The following is a 23,559-nucleotide window of genomic DNA, read 5'->3' as shown; positions in this document are numbered from 1 at the left end:
TATGGCAAAATGCTAGCCAAAATCCTATTATCGTTTCACCAAAATCTTATTATCGCTTCAATAGTTATCGCAAAATCGCTACGCGCAAAAACACTAATGCAAGCAAGTAGCCTTAAAATCTTATGGCGATATAATGCGTAGCGACTTAACACATTTGGTAATATAGCGTGTGGCAAAATAATGCGTTTGATAGAGTTTGCTAGATTTTAAGTATATTTGCTAGCATTTGCTAGATTTGATTTTCTGGCAAAAGTCGCATAAATACATTTAGCAAGCGCAAAAATACGCTAGTATCGGGCGAACGCTTATAGCATAGCTCTCCACCCTCGCGCACCACATCATCTATCAAAGAGATTTGCTTGCCATCATCTGCAAAATCCTCCACATATTCAGGCGCACACCACCATATTTTGCCACCTTTTGTTGTGCCATTTTTGTGGATTTTGCTACCTCTTAGCTCTAGCCTCCACGCCCTTTGCATATCGATATGGATTAGTTTTGTGGCTTCTGTGGCAAACTCTTTGTTATCAAAAGTCGCCATTATTTCGGTATTTATCACACTTGAGCGCGGGTCTAGATTAAAACTACCTATCCAAGTGATTTGTTTATCAAAGACAAGCACTTTGCTATGCAGGCTAGCACCGCGTGAGGTGCGCCCACGGATTTTGACTTTGTCTTCGCCCCTGCGGTATTCATATACTTGCGCTCCAAGTCGCACAAGATTGTCCCTATATCGCTCCCACCCCGCATACACAGGCAAAGCGTCCATACTTGAGAGAGAATTTGTAAGCACAAATAGATTTAGCCCATTTTGGAGGGAATCTTGCATTATGCTTAGCCCTCTTTTGCCCGGGACAAGATAGGCTGATGAGATATAGATACTATCATTTGTCCCCTCCCAAATATCTTTTAGCTCTTCATAGATTTTGCTTGTGGGGTTTTTTTCATCGATTTTTTTTACATCATCAGCGATTAGTTTTGCCTCCCCCCAATACATTTTATTATTTTTTTGTTGGTAGCCTTCAATCGCCTCATTGATGGCTTGAGAGTATTGCTGCCATTTTTCCTCATCAGATTCTAGGGATTTGATGATAGATGGATAATGCTTCATAAACTTTCTCATCTTGCGTTTTGATGGCAAAAACTCCACAGGAATAGCGCGATGATATTGCCAATATTGCTTAAAACTCTCTTTGGCATCTTGTGCGATTTTGCCGATGAAAAACGCCTCCGTATCGGCAAAATTTACATTCACACTAGAATCAAAATAGCTATCAGCGATATTTCTCCCGCCAATGATTAGTGCCATATTATCCGCGATAAAAAGTTTGTTGTGCATTCTGCGGTTGATTTTATCAAAGCGGAAAATCATCTCCCCTAGTCGAAAAAGTTTGATTCTATTGCGGTAGGGATTGAAAATCCGCACTTGTATATTTGGGTGATGATTTAGCGCGATGACATCAGAATAATCCGAATCTAGCCCATTATCATCGATTAAAATCTTTACTTTTACGCCACGATTTGCGGCTTCATAGATTTCGTGCATAAGCACGCGTGAGGCAAGCTCATTTTTGTAAATGTAAGTTTGGATTTCGATGGAGTAGCGTGCCATTCGCGCTAGGCTTATGCGGTGCAATATCGCCTCTCGTCCCTCGCTCACTAGCAGTGCGCCACTTTTGTTTTCATCTTGCAATTCTTCGATATAAGGCAGGGCTATGGGGGTAGATAGCCAATCCCTGCTTTCAAAATCACTTTGTTGAGTGGCGTTTAGATAATGCGTGCTTGGAATCACAAACCCACAGCCTGATAGCATAAAGCTAAAAAAAAACAATATCATTAAAGCAAAGTTGTTATTCATTTTTTATCCGTTTTATCCGTATTGTTAGGTTTTTAGCATAGATTTTGTGGATTTTGGCAGAATCAAAAACGCATTATAAGCTAAATATTTTACATTTTTGTAATGTGGATTTGCGTTTAGATTTTGGATTGGCAAAAGGCATTATGGTTTGCTTAGTCGCTCGATGTTGGATTGGATAGAGATTAGGTTGTATTTGGCTTGATTTATGCTCGTTTGCATTGTGGTTAGAAGTAGCTGGGCGTTGATTAGCTCGGTGTAGGTGGATAGATTTTGCAAGTAGCGGTTATTGATGATTTGGTAGTTTTCTTTTGCTTTTTGGAGGGAATCTTGGGCGATTTGGAATTGATGTTTGGCGTTTTGATAGTCGCGCAATAAAGATTGCAGGCTTATTTCTAGATTGCGCTCGTATTGGCTAAGAGTGGATTTTGAGGATAAAACATCATATCGCTTGACTTGGTAGGAAAATCCATCTTTTAGTCCATTAAACAAATTTAGGCTTATATTTACGCGCACTTGGCTTTGTAGCCCGTAGTTTGCGCTTGCTTGCCCAGCCCCGTCTATATACCAATACTTCACGCCCACCAAATCCACTTGTGGCAAAAACGCCCCCTTAGCGCGTCTAAATTCGATATTTGCGGATTCTAGGCGCGATTTTTGGCTTAGGTAGTCGGGGTTGTTGTGCAGTGCTAGGTTTAGCAACTCATCTTTGTTGTATTCTTTTAATTCTATGGAATCTATCTCGCTTACTTCTTCATCTTTTGTGTCTATGCCTAGCAAATTGCTTAATTCTGCTAGGGCATAAGTTAGGTTCATTTTGGCAGATTCTAGGGTGATTTGTGCGTTTGATAGCTGGAGCTGCATTGTTAGGACTTCATTTTTTGCCCTTAGCCCTTGCTGATAAAAAGAATTTGCCTTTTTTAGTTGCTCTTCAAGCAAGCGCGCAGATTCTCTAGCTGTGGCTAGCAGGGCGCGATTTTGCAAGACTTTGATATAGGCTAGCTTGGTGGCTAGGATAATATCTGCTTTGACACTGCTAAGCCCTAGATTTTGCCGTGATAGATTTTGCCTAGCTTCTGCGAAATTTAGATAATCACTAAAACCGCGAAACACATTCATATTTGCCGTGATATTTAGGCTATTTAGCGCGTAAGTGGGGCTAAGGCTTGGGGCATTGTGGCTAAAAGTGTAGCCCCCGCTAACGCTTGGCAAAAATCCTGCGTAAGTAGAATATTTGTAATATTTGGCAGCTTTTGTGGTGCTAGCTTGGGCAGAGATTTTGGCTGAATATTCTATGGCTTTGTCGATGGCTTCTTGCATATTTAGGGCATTTGCACGGCTAGCAAATACAATAAAAACAACGCTAAAAAACACGCAAAATCTCATTTATTTGCCTTTTATTGTTTGGATTTTGTAGCAAAAATTTTTGCTAGCGATTTTGCAAAATCGCTTATGTGAAAACTTTTTGGTGGAAAGCTAAGCAATAAGGCTGGAATCAAAAATATGCTAACTATCCCACCCACCATAAGCCCGCCGATAAGCACCGCTCCAAGCCCGCGATACACTTCACTACCTGCCCCTGCCCAAACGACTAGGGGGAGTAGGGCTAGCACGCTTGTAAGCATACTCATAAATATCGGGCTAAGCCTCGTGCTAGTAGAATCAAACACGCTATCCCACCACGACATTTGATAGTCATTGTAGTTGATTCTGGCTTGATAGATGATTAAGATGGCGTTATTTACCACGCTTCCTACAAGGATTATAAATCCTAGCATTGTGAGGACATCTAGATTTTGCGGGGCGATTAGTTTATCTACGACAAAAAGTCCTAAAAGCCCTCCGCTTGTCGCCAAAGGCACGGACAAAATAATAAAAAATGGATAAAAAAAGCTACCATAAAGCGCGCTTAAAATCAAATAAGTAATCACCACTGCCAAACCAAATCCAAACGCTAGTTCAGTTTTTAGCTTGCTTAGCTTATTTGCACTGCCACTTAGGCTTATGTCTAAATCGCTAAATTCCGCGCTTAGAGGGGTGATAATGCTAGATTTTATCGATTCTAGTAGCTCTTCTAGCGGTGGGGATTTTGCCGTGTTTGCCGTGTTTGTGGGATTTAGTATGAGTAAAATATTGCGCTTTTGCTCAAAATGTCTAATCCTAGCCACCCCTAGCTCGTTTTTGACCTCACTTAGGCTTCCTAGCATTAGTATATGTCCGCTTGGCGCGTATATCTGGGCATAGAGTATGTCTTCAGGTGAGCGATTTTGCTCTTCTTCGCTCCCTTTTAGCACTAATTCTATATAATCCCCCGCATTTGCGCTATGTCCCTCCAAAATATCCGTATTTGCAAGGCGGACACTTCCTAGATTTTTGCCCTCTGTGATAACTTCGACTATGTTGCCAAAGCTAGCGACATCTAAGCCATTTGTGCTAAGCGAATATGGATTTGGATAGAGATTTAGCTCTCGGTTATTTTCCGCAAGGGATGGGACTATGCGGACATTTAGATTGGGAAATTTTTCATTTATCATCTCTTGGGTTTGCAAAGCCGCATCTGCTAGCCTGCCTAAATCCCCACCGCTAATATTTATATCCACACTGCTACCACCAGCCACGCTAAAAATCTCTTGTCGCAGGACTACGCCTGATACATTTGGGATTTGAGCGATGATATTTCTACCAAAATCGATGAGGTTTTTTGCCTCTTTTGGCTCTTCTGCGACAAGGTAGAAATAAATGCTATTTCCCACGCTTACAAAAAAATCTTTTATCACAGGCACGCATTGTGGGTTATTATCTTGCATAGGATTTTGCGCTAGATTTTGTGCAAAATTTTGCGTAGGATTTTGCGCAGAATCTTGCAACGGATTTGGTAAAGAATCTTGTAAAGAATTTTGCGCAAGATTTTGCGTGCTTTTTTTTGCGTGTTTTTTTGCCTGTTTTTCGCAGTCTTTTTGAAGCTCTTTTGTGTAGCCATTTACACGCAAAAATGGCGAGATATGCGCAAAAATCGCATTTGCGATATATTGTTTTTCGTTTAGAGATAGCCCGGGCGGTGGGTTTAGATAGGCGATGATAAAGTTTTGCTCCCCTTTTGGCATATAATCACTTTTTGGAAACGCAAGAAAGCTAAATCCTATCGTAATGCCAAGAAAAGAAAATATGCTAATAAACCTAGATTTTGGGCTTTGCACGCAGGCAAAAAGCAGTCGCATTATGTTTGCACGCAAATAATCTCCAAGCTCAAAAAGCCATTTATAAAATCTATCTTTTTTTTGATTTGTAGTAGTCAAAAACGCCTTTATACGCGTGGCTATATGCGTGATAAAGTTTTTGCTAGGTAAATATTTTTGCATTTTTAAGCTACATTTTTCTTTAAAAATTTGGCTAGATTTTGCGTATAAATTTTTGCAAAATTGCAATGATTTTGTGATTGTTAGTTTGGTAGATTTTATAAGATTTTGTGCGGAGTTTTTGCAGATTTTGGCAAGTGGTTTTGTGTATTTTAAAATATGGGCAATATATTTTTGCGCATATTTTTGCGTTAAATTTTGCGTAAAGTTTTGCGTGCTTTTTTTTGCAGTGGAGTAAGTTTTTTTGGTGGGGTTTATGGTGTTTTTTATGTTGGTTAGATTTTGAGGGATTTTAGACAAAATAGCTTTTTTAGATATTGCGCAAATATTTTGATAAGCATTTATTAGAGCTTTTATGGGGGATTTTAGCGGATTTGTCTTTGTGTGGTTGGCTTCAAAATATTCCTTTGTATAGTGGGGTGTGGGGTGTGGATTTGCTAGATTTGTAGGGTTTGTCAAAGCGTTTTTACATTCATTGTTTGTGCGTTTTACCAAAAATGCGGGCAAAATAAACACGCATACAAAAAACGCAATCACAATCGCGCTACTTGCCGCTATGCCAATGTCTGCAAAAAGTTGCCCGCTCTCATCTTGCAAATACAAAATCGGCACAAAGATTCCAATCGTAGTGATGCTAGATGCAAAAAGCGCGCCTAGCACTTCTTTTATGCCTTTGGAGGTGGATTTTAGCGTGGATTCTAGCTCGGTATGTGGGGTATGATTTTGGGTGCTTGCTGTTTTTGTGCTTGTGGTGTCGTTTGGTGGATTTTTGGCGTGGTTTTTGGATTGGTTGCGCAGGATTGATTCTAGCATTACGATACCTGAATCAATCACCATCGAAATGGCAAAAGAAATGCCTGCTAAGGAAATGATATTTAGCGTGCTATTAAACAAATGCAAAGAAATAAAAGTGCCGATGATACTTAGCGCAATCACAAGGACGATGATAAAAAGCGAAGCAACATTTCGCAAAAAAAGCCATAGAACTATGATTGCTAAGAGCATTCCTAATGCTATGGAGCTTTTTAGCTGGGAGATGGCATTTAGGATAAATCCTCTCTGGTCGCGTCCCCACTCGATTGTTAGATTTGATTTAGGCAAAATCTCGGCATTTAGAAAGTTGGTTAAATCCTCTACTTTTTGTGTTAGCTCTAATATATTTGCTTCTGCGGTTGGGCGGATTTGGATAGAGATGGTTTCATCGTTGTTGTGGATATTGTGGCTTGTTTTTTTCTCGTGCGTGATTTCTATGTGGGCGGTGTCTTTTAGTCTAGTTACTTTGCCATTTTGGACTTTTATTATGGTGTTTAGCACTTCATTTAGTGAGCGGTATTCCCCGATAGTTTGCAAGCGATAGTTTCGCTGGTCAAAATCGATATTGCCCGCAGAGATATTGCGATTTTGGGTTTTGATTGCGGAGATGATTTCTTCTATGGTTATGTTGTTGTAGGCTAGTTGCTGGGCGTTTAGATAGATATGTGCTTGGGTGGAGACTCCACCTGATATTACTACTTCGCCTACGCCATCTATGCGCTCATATAGCGGGACTATTTCGCCATTTATAAAATCTTTTTGCTTTTCTATATTCACACGCGGCACACCCGCCCCACTCGCCACACTAGAATCCACCCCCTTTGCAAACAAATAAATGCTAATAGGGATTACTTCCCCTGTGGCTTTGATGATGGGTTTTTGGACATTTTCTGGGTAGCCACTGATTTCTTCTAGCTTGGAGCTTACTTGCAAAAAAGCACTTTTCATATCCGCTTGGAGCGAAAATTCTAAGTTTATGATTCCCATACCATCGCGTGAGGTGGAAACTAGGCTTTGAAGATGGGTTAGATTTTTTAGGTGTTTTTCTTGGACTTCGATGATTTCTTTTTCGACTTGATAGAGCGAAGCACCTGCCCACGAAGTGTAAATGCTAATGGTTGGTTTGGTGATTTGTGGCAAAAGCTGGTAGGGGATTTTTTGAGATGAGATAAACCCAAAAAGCAAAATAAATGCTGCGCAAACAGCGCATAAAACACGATTTTTTAAAAATAGATTTATGACATTCATTTGGCGTTCTTTTGGTGGATTTTGCTTGTTTTGTTGATTTTGGCTTTTTATATAGATTTTGTGGCAAATCGCTTCAAGTGTGGCTTCAAGTGTCGCTTAAATTGTGGCTTAGATTGTGCTAGCGAAATCTTGCATTAGATTTTGTGAGATTTTAGGCTTATTTGTTATCCACACTTGTGCTCCGTCTTTTAGGTTGTCCTGCCCACGCACTACGATTAAATCATTTTCTTTTAGCGGTTGTTTTAGGCTTTTTATCAGCGCAAAAGAGCCTTGCGTAGTGATGATAGAGATAGGCACAATCCTAGCTTGCATATTTTGGGGATTTTGTGCGTTGCTTTGTGGTTTTTGCACGATAAAGATATGGGGCTTGCCAGAGGCATATACGACACTATCGCGGGGGATTAAAAATCCTTTTTCGCCATTTGTCTGCCCTGAAATATCAAGCCTAGCTTGGGCAGCCATACCATCTAAGAAACTCCCGTCATTTCGCACAGAAATATGCACAGGAAAAGTGCGCGATAGAGAATCTGCTTTGGGGATTAGGGCTGAGATTTGCCCGCTGTATGATTTGCCGCCTATGGATAAATCTACTTTTTGGTTTAGTGCTAGCTTGCCTACGACTGCGCTTGAGACATCGATTATCACTTCTGTGTCGCGTGAATTTAGGATTTGGCAAATCGCCTGCCCCTCTTTTACCCATTCGCCCACTCGCACGCCTTGTTCGACTATGATTCCCTCAAATGGTGCGTAAATCGTTTTTTGCGCGATTTGGGTTTTGGATATGGCTAGCTCGCCCTCTAAGGCTTTGATTCTAGCTTCTTGGGATTTTACTTCGTATTCTAGATTTTCGTATTGTTGGATAGAGATTGATTGGGATTGGAGTAGGTTTTTGTATCGCTCTAGTTCGTTTTTTTGTCGCTCTAGGGTGTAGCGCGCATCGGCAATTTTGGCGTGTTTGATAGCGATGTCTTGGGTTAGCAAATCGCTATCAAGGCTTAGTAGTTTTTGCCCTTTTTTCACGCTTTGCCCTATGCTAAAAAACACGCTTTTTACCACGCCTTGCCCGCTTGAAGCAATAGAGCTTATTTCTTTGAATCGCACACTGCCGATAAATGATTCTTTTTTGCTTAAACTTCCCTCTTTTATGGGGATTGCCTCGATGGCTATGCCTTTTTGGGCTATGCTTTGAGTTTTTGCATTTGTCGCTAGTGTGGGATTTGTAGCCATACTAAACAATGCAAATAAAAATATCGCAAAATCACGCATTTTAGCAATGCGGATTACAACGCCATTAAAAGCGCAATCGCTAACGCAAAATCTGCAAAATCTAGTTTCTTTCATCTAGCACCTCTATGATTTTTAGTAGCATAGATTTAAATTCTTTTTTTTGTGTCGTGCCTAGCGCGTTTTCAAAGATTTGTTCCATTTGTGATTGTATGTGGCTAGATTTTACTTCGGCGATTTTTTCTTCGCCATTTTTGGTTAGGTGCAGATAGACGATTCGTTTGTCTTTTTTGCCTGCTTTGTTGTCTTGGCATTTTTTGACTAAGCCTTTTGATTCTAGCGAAGTGATAAGCCTAGAAGTGGTGGTTTTGTCTTTTAGCATATATTCGCTTAGTTGAGAGACATTTATGCAGCCCTCTTTTTGGAGAATCAATAGCCCAATCATTTGTTCTAGCCCGATTCCATAAGGGCGCAAAAGGGTAGTGAGATGGGCTTCTATACGGCGTGAGATATAGCCATATAACGAAGATAGGGGGGCGTTTTGGAGATGTTGTTGGTGGTCTTGGTTACACATAGTGTGGATTATATCAAATTTTTGTATAGTAGTAATCAATGATTCACGCGCTTTGTAGCCTCTAGCGTTTTTCTAAGATTAGGGCGGATTCTATGTGATGAGTATGTGGGAATTGGTCAAAAAGCCCAAAATGCGTGATTTTATGGCTTTTTATCAAAATCCCTAAATCATTTTTGAGGCTCAAAGGATTGCAAGAAATGTAAATAATATAGCGATGAGTGGCGATAAAATCTAGCATTTTTAATGCGCTTTGTTTGGGGGTGTTTAAGGCGTTTGAGATATTTGCATCTTTTTGGTGTTTGGGGTTATCTTGGCTTGTTTGGGTTTTGTTTGTTTTGTCCTTATTGATTGTTTCTTTGCTAGTTTTGATTCTGCTAATCTCGCCTACACTCATTGCGCCTTTGCTAATGCTATTTTTGCTAATCTCACTTCCGTTGATTCCGCCTCCGTTGATTCCCTCTTCGACAATGCAATTTTCGCTAACACCATTTTCACTAATCCCGCCTCCACTGATTTTGCCTCCACTAATGCCGCCTCCACTGATTCCACTTCTTGGCGGGTCTATCAAAATATGCGAAAATCTAAAAGAGCTCAAATCCACTTCCCTAGCGCGAAAAAACTCCCTTTTTCCCTCCAACGCCTCTATGCTCTCTTCCCCGCTTAGTCGCAATGCCGTGATATTTTCTATGCCATTATTTTTAGCATTTGTTTGCAGGGCTGGGATAGCGGATTTTACCACCTCTGTGGCTAGCACTTTTTTAAAATCCCCCGCCAAACTCACGCAAAAATTGCCCTCCCCACAATACATTTCAAGCAAATCTTCTTTGCTATGCCCTGCAATCGCGCTTTTTACAAAGCTAATCATTTGTGGATTGATAAAGGCATTTGGCTGGCTAAACCTCCCTTCAGAGCGCAAAAATATCAAATTTTTGTTTATGTCGCATTTTTTATTGCTTTGGCTAGCATTTTTTACAATGCTTTTTTGCGCATTTTTTAGCGTTATAGATTCTAGCAGGGAGTCTGTTTGCAAGATAATTTTTTGATGTTTGCTTCGCCCGATGATTGCGATATTTGGCGGGAGTTTTTGTGCTAGGTTTGTTATGGTTTTTTCCCATTTAGATTCTAGCTTTTTATGGTAGATTAGCGTAAAAATCACTGATAGATTTTGGCTAGATTTTGGGTTTATTGGGCTTGTTTGTTTTGTTTGTTTGGGCGGATTTATCACGCCTAGTGCTTCGATGGCGTAGAGTTTGTGGGACAAAATCTCAAAATCCTCTTTGCTGTGGCACAATGCCAAATCATTGATAAAATCCATAAGCGCGCTAAGTGCCGCGCTAATATTTGGCAACAAAATCGGGCAGGATTTTATGGGGATTTTGATGGTTTTGTTTTGGTTGTCTTTGCCCATCATTGCTAGGTGGATTTTTGGTTGTTTGTTTTGTGGCTTATGTGGGGGGTTTGTTTGGTGTTGTGTTTGTTTGGAGATAAGCGCGATAGGCTCGGCATTTTCTCTAAAAATGCGAAATTCTGCCCTTGCGCGATAATGAGTAGGGGGCGAAGCAAACACTTCTAAATCGTTTGGCTTAAAATTTGATTGTTTTAATTCATCGCTAAAAAGGCTTAAAATGCGTTGTTTTTTAGATTTTAGCTGGGCTTTATATGGTGCTTTTATCGTGCAGCCACCGCATTTTCCTATGTATTTGCAATGTAGATTTTGCATTTGTGTCCTTGAGATTGTTTTTTGGGCTTTTTTGGTTTTTTTTTGGGCAATGCTAGGTTGATTTTTAAGTTTTGTATTGTAGCAGATTTTGTGTTTTTTAGATTTTGGGCTAATCTTTGACTTGATTTTCATAAAAAACTTTATACAAAGTGGCTAATTAAAGTTGATAATATATCTATAAAGTTTATAAATATTTATCAATTAAATGCTATAATTGCCAAATTTTTTATAAAAGGAGCTTCAAATGAGCAAAAAAATGGCATTCCAAACCGAAATAAAGCAGTTGTTAGACTTGATGATTCACTCGCTTTATTCTAATAAAGAAATCTTTTTGCGCGAGCTGGTAAGCAACGCTTCAGACGCGCTTGATAAGCTAAACTACCTCACAATCAGCGATGAAAACTACAAAAAAATCGCGTTTAATCCACGCATAGACATCACTTACGATGAGAAAAAGGGCGTTTTAAGCGTGGCGGATTCTGGTATCGGTATGAATGAAGATGAGCTAATCCAAAATCTAGGCACGATAGCAAAATCTGGCACAAAAAGCTTTCTAAACGCGCTAAGCGGGGACAAAAAGAAAGATAGCGCGCTCATAGGGCAATTTGGCGTGGGATTTTACTCATCTTTTATGGTGGCTAGCAAAGTGGTGGTAACCACCAAAAAAGCGGGGCAAAATGAGGCGTATAGCTGGATAAGCGATGGTAGTGGCGAGTATGAAATCACCCCCTGCCAAAAAGAGTCGCACGGCACGCAAATTACGCTATATCTAAAAGATGATGACAAACATTTTGCAAGCAAATGGCAGATAGAATCTATCATCAAAAAATACTCTGAACACATTGCTTTTCCGATATTTTTGACTTATGAAGAGACGCGCTATGAGGACGCAGAATCAAAAGAATCAAAAGCGGATTCTAGCGATGCAAAAAGCGATGACAAAGCAAAATCTAAAAAAGAAGTCAAAGAATCTAAAACCGAGCAGTTAAACAGCGCAAAAGCGATTTGGAAAATCCCTAAAAATGAGCTAAAAGCGGAGGATTATAAAGAATTTTATAAAGGTTTTGCCCACGATAATAGCGAGCCTCTAAGCTATATCCACACGCGTGTAGAGGGTAATTTAGAATACACTACGCTATTTTTTATCCCAAGCGTTGCGCCATTTGATTTGTTTCGAGTGGATTACAAAAGCGGGGTAAAGCTATATGTAAAGCGCGTGTTTATCACTGATGATGACAAAGAGCTATTGCCCCAATATCTGCGCTTTGTGCGCGGTGTGATTGATAGTGAGGATTTGCCTCTAAATGTCAGCCGTGAGATTTTGCAACAAAATAAGATTTTAGCAAATATCAAATCCGCCTCCACAAAAAAGATTTTGGGCGAAATCGCAAATCTAGCCAAAGACGCCGAAAAATACAAGACTTTTTATAGCCAATTTGGCAGGGCTCTAAAAGAGGGGCTTTATAGCGATTTTGAAAACAAAGATAAGATTTTGGAGCTTTTGCGATTTGATAGCGTGGCTAGCGATGGCGCACTAAGCGAAAATCTAAGCCTAAAATCTTACAAAGAATCTATGCCAAAAGAGCAAAAAAGTATCTATTATCTCATTGGCGAAAATAAAGAACTGCTAAAAGCATCGCCGATTTTGGAAAAATATGCCAAAAAAGGATTTTGTGTCCTGCTTTTGAGCGATGAAATCGATAGCTTTGTGATGCCTAGCGTAAATGAATATGACAAAACCCCGCTAAAAGACGCCTCTTCAAGTGAGGCACTAAAAGAGCTAGGGCAAAACACCATAGATGAGGGTGTGAAAAAAGAGTTTGATGGAATCATAAAAGACTTCAAAGAGGCGTTGGGAAGTGAGATAAAAGAAGTGGAGCTAAGCGATGATTTGAGCTCACCTATCGCGCTTGTGGGCGAGGAATCAAACGCGATGATGATAAATCTAATGCGACAAATGGGGCAAGAGCCACCAAAAATGCCTAAGACTTTGCAAATCAATGTGTCTCATAGCATTTTTAGCAAGCTAAAGGGGGCGGATTCTGCCAAAGTGCAGGAATGTGCGCATTTGCTGTATGATTGCGCGGTGCTATTAGAATCTGGTGGATTGCAAAGTGTCAAAGACTTTAACTCACGCGTGCATAAGCTGATAGAAGAAAATCTAGCGTGATTTTTCAAAATCTAATTTGCAATCTAATGTAAAATTTATAAAAAGATTCCCCCCTCACTTACTTGTGGAGGGGGCTTTGGCTTGTGGAGGGGGCTTTGGGCGTAGTTTTTGTCATAATAATGTTGCAAAAGAAATCAAAGTATCCAAAAATAAAAACGCTTGCAAGACCAAGCGAAGTATCCAAAAAGACATTTTGCAAATAACGCGATTTTGCAATTTGATGTGATTTTTGCGCAAAGTTTTTGGATATTTTGGTTAAAAAAAGCCTCAATATGACAAAGAAAATCTTGTTATTGCAAGCAAGGATTTGCTTCCGGCATTGCGAACATTGCATTTGTAATGCAATGCGTGGCAATCTATGGTTTTTTTGAGATACTTCGCTTCGTTCAGTATGACAAAATTCTTTTGTGGATTGCTACGCAAATGTTACTTTTGACAAAGTCGCGTTTGCTTGCAATGACGAATGTTTGTCATACCACGCATTGTGATGTGTATGCTTACAAAAATTTATGCAATTTGCAAATATGTTATGCAGTTGTGTGATAATATGCGGTTTAGACATTGCCAAAATCTACGAAAACATATTTTTCCTAAAAATAACAAAAATGCTAAACGCAACAAAAGTGGTAAGATTCTAAAAAACAACAAAATTCTAAAAACTAAAACAAATAAAAAATAAAAAAATAAAACCGAAAAATACCAATATAAAAAGCAAAAAAGCCAATATAAAACATTCCAATCTAAAAACCAAAAATTCTAATCTGAAACAAAAAAATCAAACTGAAGCCAAAAAATGCCAATATAACAAAAATGCCAACCTAAAAAAATGACAATCTAAAGCCAAAAAAAAGCCAATATAAAATCTAAAATAAAAAATAAAAAATCAAAAAAAAGAAAACAAAAAAAAGGAAAACACAAACAAAGAAATAAAAAAACAAAACAAAACAAAAAACGGATTTCGCAAAGCAAAACTAAAATCAATCCGCACAAGCACCGCAAATAGCATAATAAACGCCATAGGAACACAATGCAAAATCAGCCCCACGATAATATCACAAAAAGCACAGACGACGCCACAAGCGCATTGATTTTGGCATATAAGCCAGCTTTTATCACAAGCAATGCTTTTTTGACCTCCATAAAGAAAAAATACCGCCTACAAAAAGCAGGTTTTAGCGGGACTTTAGACCCGTTTGCAAAAGGTGCGCTACTAATCGCAAGTGGGAGCTATACCAAACTTTTGCCATTTTTGCCCACTTCGCCAAAATGCTATGAAGCGGTGCTATGGCTTGGGGCAAAATCAAAAAGCCTTGATATAGAAAATTTTTTAGGTGTGGAGCAAGTAAAGCCTTTTAGCGAGGGGGAGATAAAACGCGTGCTAGATAGCTTGCAAGGCAAAATCACTTACACTCCCCCTAGCTTTAGTGCCAAAAAAGTAGGTGGCAAGCGAGCTTATGCGCTTGCTAGAAACGGAGAGCAAGTAGAGCTAGCACAAAGCACGATGGAGGTTTTTTCCCTGCGATTTTTGTCATACAATCACCCATTTTTGCATTTTTCTTGTGAAATCTCAAAAGGTGGCTATGTGCGCTCTCTAGGAAATCTAATCGCCAAAAAGCTAGGCACAAGCGGAATCCTTAGCGCATTGACACGCACAAAAGAGGGGGATTTGCGCGCTTATAATGACAGGGATATATTTTTAAATCCATTAGAGATTTTGCCTTTTGATACATTAAAGCTAGATTCTAGCTTTGCGCAATTAGTCAAAAATGGTGCAAAAATTTGCCTAAAAAACACCAAAAATGGCATTTTTATAGTTCGCTTTAGCGAATTTTTTTCTATAATAGAGGTTTTAAAAGATGGCAACATCAAGTATCTATGTAATAGGATTTGCTATGCTAATACTCTCTAGAAAGCAAGATGAAAGCATTGTCATTGGCGATAATATAATGATAAAAGTCGTATCTATCGATAGAGGGAGCGTAAAGCTAGGCTTTGAAGCACCCCCCAAAATGCTTATCCTCCGCGCAGAGCTAAAAGATGCCGTCATCAAAGAAAACAAAAAAGCCGTGAAAATCGCTAGCGATGAAGTTTTCACAGATTTATCAAAGCACATCAAACGCTAATCATATCCCCACTCACAAAAACTACAATGACTCTAAAAGCATACCCCAAAATCAATCTATACTTAAAAATCATCGATTTTGATGACAACTTTCACTTGCTAGAATCCCGCTTTTGTCGTATCAAAGGCAACCTCTACGATGAAATCCAAATCCTAGAATCAAACAATGGCAAAGACATAATCGAAGGGGATTTTGGTTGCGAAGTGGGGGATTCTACCGTGTGGCGCGCGCTTCATTTGTTGCGCGAAAAATACCCAAAACACTTCCCCCCTGTGCATATCAAAGTGGATAAAAAAATCCCAAAAGGCTCTGGACTAGGCGGAGGCAGTGCAGATGCGGGGTGTGTGCTAAATGGGATAGATTCTATGTTTTGTCTAGGGCTAAGCAGTGAGGAGCTAAACGCAGTGGCAAAAGGCGTGGGAGCAGATGTGGCGTTTTTTGTCAGCAATGCAGAAATCGCCGAAGTCAAAGGCATAGGGGAAAAAATCTCCCCCATTTACACCGATAATGATGAAAATGAATTTGAAATCTATACGCCAAATATGTTTTGCGATACACGCGCAGTGTATAAGCAATATCGCCAAATGGCAGAAAAGCAAATCTTAAAACTTAGCCAAAAAAATATGTTTGTAGATTTTAGCAATCAGCAGATTTTAGACATTGGCGAGGGGCTAGATTTTGAGGCATTGGGCTTGGGAGGAAAAGCTACAAAATCTAAGCAAACTTCCTTTGCGTGTGAGAGGTTTGCAAATATCGCTATGCTAAATGATTTATTTGCCCCTGCGTGCGCGCTATATCCACAGCTTTTAGAGGTGGCTGATAGTCTTGGCAATGGGTGGTTTTTCTCTGGTAGCGGAAGTAGCTTTTTCCGCGTAAAAAACGCAAAAATAGAATCTAGCACAAGATCTAATGTAGAATCTGATTTGGAATCTAATTTGAAATCTAATGTAAAATCTAATGCAGATTCTAGCGAACAAACAAATATCGATTCTAGCGCGACAAAATCAAATCAAAAGCCTTTAGAATCCAGCAAACCAAAAACACTCTTTGACTAGACAAGCTAGGCAAACTAGGCAAATCCACATTAAAAAAACACATAAAAAAATGATAGCACAAAATAAAAAAGCACTCTTTGATTATGAGATTATCGAAAAGCTAGAAGCGGGCATAGTCCTGCGTGGCTCAGAGGTAAAATCCCTGCGAAAATCTCGCTGCAACTTAAAAGATAGCTTTGTGCGATTTGTCAAAGGGGAGGCGTTTATTTTTGGTATGCACATCTCATTTCTTTCAAGCGTAAATCCGCATTTTCGCCCCGATGAAAAACGCGCTAGAAAATTGCTACTTCATCAAAAAGAAATCAACAAATGGCTTGGCAAAGTCGCACAAGATGGGCTAACTATCGTCCCGCTAATGATTTATTTCAACAAAAAAGGCAAAGTCAAAATCCAAATCGCCCTTGCAAAAGGCAAAAATCTACACGACAAGCGAGAAGCACTAAAGAAAAAAATCCTTGATAGAGAAGCGCGGGCAAATTTTAAAGATTTTGGCAAAAAGCTATAAACAATGCAAATATGATATTTTTCCCTCTGTTTGTGCTATAATCCTTTGCTTTAATTTTGTGATTTTATGTTTGAAAAAGGACTTTTATGAAAGAAATGGTAGATTATGGAGTGTTGGGATTTTTGGCGTTTTTATCCGTGCTAGTTGTCGCTATCGCGATAGAGCGCGTATGGTTTTATTCATCGTTGCGCGTTAGCGATTATGATGATAAGCGATTTTTGGAGCTAGATTTACACAAACGCTTGACGCTTATTTCCACTATCGGCTCAAATGCGCCCTATGTGGGCTTGCTAGGCACGGTGGCGGGCATTATGATAACTTTCGTAGAAATCGGTGCGGATAATTCTGTAGATACAGGCGCGATAATGACGGGGCTATCTCTCGCGCTAAAAGCCACAGCCGCAGGGCTAATCGTGGCAATCCCAAGTATCGTAGCATACAACCTACTCACAAGGTCAGCCGATGTGATTTTGACAAAATGGGATATTCATCATAATCCAAACACAAAACCCACCCAAACAATGCCAAACCGCCAAGCAAATGCCACATATCAGCCCACAGCACAAAATCCACAGCAAATCTCCCAACCGCAAAGACAGACCACACAAACCCAGCCAACTATGCAGCGCATAAACACCACCACCCAAAATCTACAATCACAAAGCACAATGGCACAAAGCACGGCAAGCACCTCCAATGCAACGCCTCGCGTTTAAGATAGCACCAAACAACAAACAAAAATCTAAAAAACGATAAGGATAGATAATGGCGATGAAAAAGTTTGATTCTATGAATCTTGTGCCTTTTATTGATATTATGCTTGTGCTACTTGTCATCGTGCTAACTACCGCATCTTTTATCCACACTTCGCGCATACAAGTCAATGTCCCAAAGGTAAGCGATGGCGAACACTCAAACGAAAATACACCCAAAAAGCCTGTAAATATCACCATCGATAGCGAGGGAAAATACTATATCGATAATGACAATGTCTCCCTAGAAGAACTAAGAAAAGCACTTCGTAGCTATGAAAAAGACACGCCAATAATCCTAAATGGCGACTCAAAAAGCAATCTTGATAGTTTCGTGCAGGTAATGGACACACTCCAAGCACAGGGGCTAAAAGAACTCTATATTGTCGTAGAAGAAGAAAAATAAATCGTTTTAAAAATCAAAAAATAATTGCGCATTTAAGATGGCTTTTTAAAAATATTTTTAAAATTTTTTTAAAAATATTGATTCTTGTTGTCTTGCCTTTTTTTTGCGTAGATTTTGCTTTTTGTGCTTTTTTGCTAAAAATCTCATTGACAAAGAAAATCTACTTTTTCTCCCTTTTTTATTATGCCTTTTTGCCCCAATCGATACAGGGCAAAATCATATTTTATCGGGTCGTTTTCATCAAAAAGGGCTAGATTTTGGCTTACCTCAAGCACCGCCCTAAAATCATAGCTTTTGCGCTCCAAAAGCCCCAAAGAGCGACACACGCTAAAAGTATGCGTATCAAGAGGCAAAAGTAATTCGCTTTTTTTGATAGATTCTCCCCACAATCCCAAATCAATATTATCACTCCGCACAAGCCAGCGCAAAAACATATTCCAGCGTTTAAGTGGCGAGCTAGGCAACTTTGCTTTATTTGACAAAGGCGTGCCTACCAAAAACGCAAAACCATTAAAATGATTTTTGCCTAAATCGCTTTGATTATGGGGAGGCAGGGCATAATCTAGCTTGTTAGCCCATTTTGAAGCCGCTTGCCAAATCGTTTTTATACAATCATTGATAAAACAATAAATCGGTGCAGATTTATCGCGTTTTTCAAGCAGAGATTCTAGTGTATTTTGCTCCCTCATCTCACAAAGTGCCAAAAAAAATAGCTTTACTTCGGTGGAATTTTGAAAACGATAATACGGAAAATCACTCGCCAAAATCCCCTCCCTAGAATCTAGCAAAGAAAAATCCAAACTATCCAAAAAGCGCAAAATCGCCCTCACATTTCCATAAGCAAAAAGGGCGCAAATAAGCGCGATATAGGGAATGTTATGTATTTTGCTTTTGGATATTTGCGTGGCGTTTGTGGTGGATTTTGTCGCGGGCAGATTTTGTAGCATTTGTAGTTTTTGTGATTTTTGTAGAGTTTGTAGAGTTTGTGATTGTGGCAAAGATTGTAGATTTTGCGCGCCCTTAGTTATTTGTAGATTTTGTGTTTTTGTATCTAAAATCCCATTGATATATTCTTTGACTTTTAGCAAAGGGTCTAGGTTTTCCCTATTTATGGCGTTTTGTGAGTTATGCGCGTGGTAGTGAAAATCTAGGGCTTTTTTTAGCGAGACAAAATCTGTAAAATGATGATTTTTGGCTAGTGATTTTTGTGTTTGTTTGCGTTGCATTTTGATTCTTTATGTTTTTGTATTGTTGTGGCAAAAATATCTAAATCTTGCAAGTGCATTATAACCCAAATCTTACAAACACTATCACAAACAATACCCCAAACAAGATTCCAAATAATTTGGCAAAACATTTTTGCAAAATTATTTGGCAAACCTCTTTTGATAAAATCTATCGATTTGTTCGCATTCCTCTTTGCTAAACCCACTTTGCAATCTAGCCTGCATATTTAGCACCTTGCCCGCTAGCACAAACTCGCTAAACTTCTCGCAAATCCCCAAAAATTCCTTGCTAAAATTAGATTTTCTCTCTTTTTGATTTTCTTTTTGATTTGTTTTGTGATTTGCTGTTTGATTCTCTGTTTTTTTTGTTATTACGCATTTTTGCTTTTGCGCCTCATTGTTTGCATTTGCAAAATCCCACCACTCACTTCCCCTGCTTACATGCCCTATCTCATCGCGCAATATTTCATCAAGCACAGCAGAGATTTTGGCATTGATAGGACGCGGAGTTTCTAGCAGTTTTTCCCTCACAAAAGGATTTGCATCAAGCCCCTTTGCCTCTAGTCCGCGATGAACCACGCCCATACGATAAATAAGATTTTCCCCTGTCGCACTCATCGCCTCATATAGCCCAAAATGCGCCCTAAAATCCCCATAACCAAACCCAATCTCACCCAACAAATCGCGCAACAAGAAAAAATGTCTAAATTCCTCATTTGCCACACCTAGCCAATCTACATAATATTTTTTTGGCAAATGTCTAAAACGATAGGCAGAATCTAGGGCTAGCGAAATCGCACAAAACTCAATATGTGCGACAGAATGCAGGGTTTTTGCTAGGCTTGTGGTGGATTTTATAGCGTGGTGGCGATGGATTTTGCTAGGCTCTACCATATCGCAGGGCGAAAAATACGCAAAATCTTTCTTTATCGTTTCGCTATGATTTAGTGTGATTTTTTCAGCGCAAAAATCCTCATACAAATCCCTAAAAAGCCCATAACGAGAATCTATATCCTCACAAAAAAGCACAGATTCTAGCCTAGCAAAAAAATCCATTTTTCCTCTTTTTGATGTTTGTGTTTTTTTACATTATGAGAGTTAGTGGCAATCAATCTAAATAGAATCTTTGCCAAACAAAACTAGCATTGCCAAAAACATATCTAGCGCAAATGATAGATTTTACGCATTATTTAAACATTAAATAAAGTTTATAAAAAAATACCGCACATAATAGCGCAAACCCGACAAGCCCCATAATTTCTATCGTGCCTAGTTGCATATTTTTGCCTGCTATTATAGATTTTAGATTCACAAGATTTTGCAAATTTTGCTTTCAAAACGCTACGGCGTTGCGTTATTTTTTCGCTGCATTATTTGCCTCTCTCTTTCCTCTTCCTCGTCTTCCTCATAGTCGATGACTTTTTGTGGCTCGTAGTTAAAAAGCGACAGGGTTACGCCTGTGGTGGTGTTTTTAAATAACACGCCCTCTTTTGTGCGGCGATAATAAATCATCTCGCCATTTTTTTGAAATCGTTGCACAAACGCGTCATTTCCCTCCACGACTAGCCCTTCAGCGCGAAAAATATCTCTCCCAAACAAAATATCATCAAACAAATCCCCATAACTTACCTTGCCAAAAAATCGTTTTGCCGCAGGGATTTTGCGCACGCAATCCCCCAAAATGCAGATTTTGCGCTTGGTTATTTCGATATTGCCGATGCTCTTCCCCGCACCAAAAAGCTCGATAACAATCTCTTGCTTATCATTCACGCCAAAAGTCGCATAATCGTAGTAGCGAAACATTTTTGAGTTGATATAAAGAAGTTTTTTAGAAGTATTTTTAGGGGTGCTTTGGGCTTGGATTTTGGCTTGCTTTTCGTTGCCCTCTTTGCTTACAGGACGATTTGTAAAAAAATCTTGCAACGCCCCTTTAGCGCAACCTGTGAGAAAAAAAGCCAACGCCACAATACCTACAATGCTAAAAAATTTTTGGCAAAAATATCGGCTTTTTTGCAGGTTTATAGGCTGTTGCATTCGCTTGAGAGAAAAAATCCGCTGTGCTAAATGTTTCAAACTTATTCCCTTATAAAATGATAGAAGCGTTTTTTTAAAAGAGCATTTGTGCCAAAATCAAATTTTTAGGCAATCTTTTTTGCGCTTTTTTGCAAGTTTTGAAAATGTAAAACTTGCCAACGATTGTGCTAAAAAAGATTCTGCTAAAAAAGATTCTACAACGATTCTGCCATAAAGATTCTATAACGATTATTGCAAAATCCTCGCAAAAAAGATTTTCCTTAAAATCCGTGTTTTCATAGTTTCACAGCCACAATCGCCACAAATTTTTCACAAATCTTTAAGGCAAAATCTAAAACTTATAGCCACAAATCCTAGCAACAAAACGCTAATCAAAAATGCTAGAATCTGCTTAAAATCTATGCTATTTTATCGCCGTTTTTTTATCGCCCGCCCAAAGCGCGATACCACACGCGACCATCAAGTTTTAGCTCCATCGTTACTTGGCATAGCCCCGCTTTGCAATCCACATTTACCACATCTGCGCCACGCACAAGGGCTTGGACTTTTGCTTTTACGCTAGAGCTTGTTACTGCCATATTTTCCACGGTATCTTGTCCGTTTAGCTTGATTCCATACATTTTTTCGCCCAAAAGTTTATACGCATCAATCATCGCAGCGCGTTTGGCAAGCGCGGTAGATTGCGCGGGCGAAATCGCATTTTGCGGAGCGACACCCGTGCCAACGACTTGCAATTCGATTAAGTTGCTAGGCGTTAGGTTTGGATTATTTTGGATAATAGGCTCTGCACCCTTTGGCAATGGCGCACCATTTGCACCTAGCACATCGTCCTCATCGTCATTTACAAGGCTACTTTGTAGCAACGCATTTGGTGGCATAGGCGTTTGCATAGGTGGGTTGCCCATAATTGAAGAGCCACCAAAACTTGGTCTATCTAGCCCCACAGGCTGAAAATCTGCGCTAGGAGGCGTAAGCCCTACTTGATTTTGCGCTGGGGTGCAAGCCACCATCGCAAGTGCTGCCGCAAGGCTAGCTGATATGGTCCTAAACTTCTGTGTCCTGCTTGTCATTGGAAAATCCTTTGTGAAAAGTTAGCAAGGACAAAGCAAAACCTGTGCCAAAATTTTATGTTTATTTATCGAAGTAATGACGCAAAAATTCACACATTTTTACCAAATACCACAAGCAACGCATAATTTTACCATTGACAATAAAGCGGGGGGGATTGTGGCGGGGACAATGTGTAAGGCATAACAAAATTTAAAGCTAGATTAAATTAAACACACAAAAAGGGATTTTAAGTTAAGTTATTACGATAATCACGCCAAATTTCCCTGCAAATATTCTTTTAGCTTTCCTGCCATTTTGTTATCTAATTCAGTGAGATTCACTACATTATAACCTTGTGGATTTTTATCTACGCAACAATTTATGCGATTCACATCTAACCAATTATTTGTTGTATTTTCGCCATTATGGATATGTCCATCGTGGATATGTCCGTGATAGATTGTTTTGATTTTAGGATTTGCAAAAAACATTTCCCACAAATAATCGTGCTTGCATTTTTCATACCTAAACTCATCATCAACAAATGGATAATGACAAAACAGCGTCCCATCAATCAAAATATAATCCTGCACAGATAAAAATCCCATATCAAAAATATCAACATCTTTTAGCCATTTATCGTGGTTTCCGCGAATAAAATGCTTTTGCCCGCGAATCTGTGCTACTAACCTTTTGCAACCATCTAGCGTTTTTCTAGCCGACCAAGCCAAATCGCCTAAAAATAGCAACATATCATCATCGTTGATAAATTCTAAATGGCGAATCAAACCATAGATATACTTATCGATATTTGCAGAATGCCTGTTGGAATATTTCATAATATTGTCGTGGTAAAAATGTGTATCTGAAATTAGATAAATCATTGTTTGTCCTTATTTGTTGTGCTAAAAATGGTTTTTTATGACTCATTGCCATTGATTTTCTGTCGCTTGCGCTAATTATTTGCTAACGCTATTTTTTCAACATACATTTTGGCATTTTAAACAACTTCGTAAAAATCATATTCTAAAAAAAATGATTTTAGTCTTAATCCGCCTTAAGCGGAATGTTAGCAAGATTTTAATAAAAACTTTATTTTTGGATTTGTATTGTATCTAAATACTACCTCTTTTTTATGAAGCATAAACTTTCCTTTTTGATTCTTTGTTGATAAAATCAATCTTTGATAAATAGTTTTAAAGAAATCAAAAAAGAGAATTTTTTACTTCATTTATAAAGAAACTTCAATTTAGATATAATACCAACAACGCAAGGTCAATATTTGTATCAAACCTCACCAAAAAACGACAAGAAAATCCGTTTGAGGTGGGTTAAGCAAAATCAATAAGCAATCAAATAGCGTATATTATCTTTGAAACGAAAAATAGGACATAAATGGGCAAGCAAATTGAAAATCTTATCGATAAAATCCGCGCTCAAAGGGAGTT

The 23,559-nt window shown here is 39.0% G+C and carries 19 protein-coding genes and 1 pseudogene; 7 read left to right on the top strand and 13 right to left on the bottom strand.

Translation table 11 applies throughout. The features are described from left to right. Positions 1-229 precede the first annotated feature (229 nt). The 6 genes from ACWIUO_RS00190 to ACWIUO_RS00165 all read right to left on the bottom strand — a co-directional run bounded on the left by ACWIUO_RS00190 (position 230) and on the right by ACWIUO_RS00165 (position 10,922). Positions 230-1,858 carry a phospholipase D family protein gene (locus ACWIUO_RS00190; protein WP_454175934.1) on the bottom strand — a complete coding sequence of 543 codons (1,629 nt, stop codon included), beginning with the start codon at positions 1,856-1,858 and terminating at the stop codon, positions 230-232. Positions 1,859-1,999: 141 nt separating this feature from the next. Beyond that, positions 2,000-3,241 carry a TolC family protein gene (locus ACWIUO_RS00185; RefSeq protein WP_454175933.1) on the bottom strand — a complete coding sequence of 414 codons (1,242 nt, stop codon included), beginning with the start codon at positions 3,239-3,241 and terminating at the stop codon, positions 2,000-2,002. 11 nt (positions 3,242-3,252) lie between these two features. Then, positions 3,253-7,272 carry an efflux RND transporter permease subunit gene (locus ACWIUO_RS00180; RefSeq protein ID WP_454175932.1) on the bottom strand — a complete coding sequence of 1,340 codons (4,020 nt, stop codon included), beginning with the start codon at positions 7,270-7,272 and terminating at the stop codon, positions 3,253-3,255. A gap of 108 nt (positions 7,273-7,380) precedes the next feature. Then, positions 7,381-8,613: an efflux RND transporter periplasmic adaptor subunit gene (locus tag ACWIUO_RS00175; protein WP_454175931.1), complete on the bottom strand. Its 1,233-nt coding sequence runs from the start codon at positions 8,611-8,613 to the stop codon at positions 7,381-7,383. After that, positions 8,600-9,109, bottom strand: coding sequence for a MarR family winged helix-turn-helix transcriptional regulator (locus ACWIUO_RS00170; protein ID WP_454175930.1), 510 nt, complete (start codon positions 9,107-9,109; stop codon positions 8,600-8,602). The genes ACWIUO_RS00175 and ACWIUO_RS00170 overlap by 14 nt, the downstream gene beginning before the upstream one ends. A 22-nt stretch (positions 9,110-9,131) precedes the next feature. Further along, on the bottom strand, positions 9,132-10,922 hold the full coding sequence (locus ACWIUO_RS00165; protein ID WP_454175929.1) for a hypothetical protein: 1,791 nt from the start codon (positions 10,920-10,922) through the stop codon (positions 9,132-9,134). 112 nt (positions 10,923-11,034) lie between these two features. On the opposite strand from ACWIUO_RS00165, the gene htpG reads away from it, so the two are divergent. Continuing rightward, on the top strand, positions 11,035-12,960 hold the full coding sequence (gene htpG, locus ACWIUO_RS00160; protein WP_454175928.1) for a molecular chaperone HtpG: 1,926 nt from the start codon (positions 11,035-11,037) through the stop codon (positions 12,958-12,960). A gap of 415 nt (positions 12,961-13,375) precedes the next feature. Here the strand turns inward: htpG and ACWIUO_RS00155 are convergent, their stop codons facing one another. Then, positions 13,376-13,522: a hypothetical protein gene (locus tag ACWIUO_RS00155; RefSeq protein WP_454175927.1), complete on the bottom strand. Its 147-nt coding sequence runs from the start codon at positions 13,520-13,522 to the stop codon at positions 13,376-13,378. 465 nt (positions 13,523-13,987) lie between these two features. On the opposite strand from ACWIUO_RS00155, the gene truB reads away from it, so the two are divergent. The 6 genes and pseudogenes from truB (at position 13,988) to ACWIUO_RS00125 (ending at position 17,801) form a co-directional block, all read left to right on the top strand. Beyond that, positions 13,988-14,869, top strand: a complete 882-nt coding sequence (gene truB, locus ACWIUO_RS00150; RefSeq protein WP_454175926.1) for a tRNA pseudouridine(55) synthase TruB — start codon at positions 13,988-13,990, stop codon at positions 14,867-14,869. Then, complete coding sequence (locus tag ACWIUO_RS00145; RefSeq protein WP_454175925.1) at positions 14,853-15,083, top strand: carbon storage regulator; 231 nt, start codon at positions 14,853-14,855, stop codon at positions 15,081-15,083. Before truB ends, ACWIUO_RS00145 begins: the two co-directional genes overlap by 17 nt. Before the next feature lie 26 nt (positions 15,084-15,109). Further along, positions 15,110-16,138: a 4-(cytidine 5'-diphospho)-2-C-methyl-D-erythritol kinase gene (ispE, locus tag ACWIUO_RS00140; protein ID WP_454175924.1), complete on the top strand. Its 1,029-nt coding sequence runs from the start codon at positions 15,110-15,112 to the stop codon at positions 16,136-16,138. A gap of 28 nt (positions 16,139-16,166) precedes the next feature. Continuing rightward, the gene (smpB, locus tag ACWIUO_RS00135; RefSeq protein WP_454176104.1) at positions 16,167-16,643 is read left to right on the top strand and encodes an SsrA-binding protein SmpB; all 477 of its coding nucleotides are present in this window, start codon (positions 16,167-16,169) and stop codon (positions 16,641-16,643) included. An 86-nt stretch (positions 16,644-16,729) separates the two neighbouring features. Further along, positions 16,730-17,152, top strand: a pseudogene (exbB, locus tag ACWIUO_RS00130) (TonB-system energizer ExbB); the annotation flags it as partial. 262 nt (positions 17,153-17,414) lie between these two features. Next, positions 17,415-17,801: an ExbD/TolR family protein gene (locus tag ACWIUO_RS00125; protein ID WP_454176103.1), complete on the top strand. Its 387-nt coding sequence runs from the start codon at positions 17,415-17,417 to the stop codon at positions 17,799-17,801. 143 nt (positions 17,802-17,944) lie between these two features. Here ACWIUO_RS00125 and ACWIUO_RS00120 read toward each other — a convergent pair whose 3' ends face one another. The 6 genes from ACWIUO_RS00120 to ACWIUO_RS00095 all read right to left on the bottom strand — a co-directional run bounded on the left by ACWIUO_RS00120 (position 17,945) and on the right by ACWIUO_RS00095 (position 22,995). Beyond that, a complete protein-coding gene (locus ACWIUO_RS00120; RefSeq protein WP_454175923.1) occupies positions 17,945-19,027 on the bottom strand; it encodes a TIGR02757 family protein in 1,083 nt (360 codons plus the stop codon). Between the two features lie 141 nt (positions 19,028-19,168). After that, positions 19,169-20,083, bottom strand: a complete 915-nt coding sequence (locus ACWIUO_RS00115) for a ferritin-like domain-containing protein (RefSeq protein WP_454175922.1) — start codon at positions 20,081-20,083, stop codon at positions 19,169-19,171. Between the two features lie 130 nt (positions 20,084-20,213). Then, positions 20,214-20,351 carry a hypothetical protein gene (locus tag ACWIUO_RS00110; RefSeq protein ID WP_454175921.1) on the bottom strand — a complete coding sequence of 46 codons (138 nt, stop codon included), beginning with the start codon at positions 20,349-20,351 and terminating at the stop codon, positions 20,214-20,216. Between the two features lie 17 nt (positions 20,352-20,368). Next, positions 20,369-21,100, bottom strand: a complete 732-nt coding sequence (locus ACWIUO_RS00105; protein ID WP_454175920.1) for an HP0838 family lipoprotein — start codon at positions 21,098-21,100, stop codon at positions 20,369-20,371. A gap of 383 nt (positions 21,101-21,483) precedes the next feature. Beyond that, positions 21,484-22,131, bottom strand: coding sequence for an LPP20 family lipoprotein (locus ACWIUO_RS00100; protein ID WP_454175919.1), 648 nt, complete (start codon positions 22,129-22,131; stop codon positions 21,484-21,486). Positions 22,132-22,380: 249 nt separating this feature from the next. Beyond that, the gene (locus tag ACWIUO_RS00095; RefSeq protein WP_454175918.1) at positions 22,381-22,995 is read right to left on the bottom strand and encodes a metallophosphoesterase; all 615 of its coding nucleotides are present in this window, start codon (positions 22,993-22,995) and stop codon (positions 22,381-22,383) included. Positions 22,996-23,559: the final 564 nt, after the last annotated feature.

Source organism: Helicobacter sp. T3_23-1056 (assembly GCF_053654535.1).
Note: the sequence above shows the minus strand (reverse complement) of the source record. Positions and strands in the feature narration are given on the sequence as shown.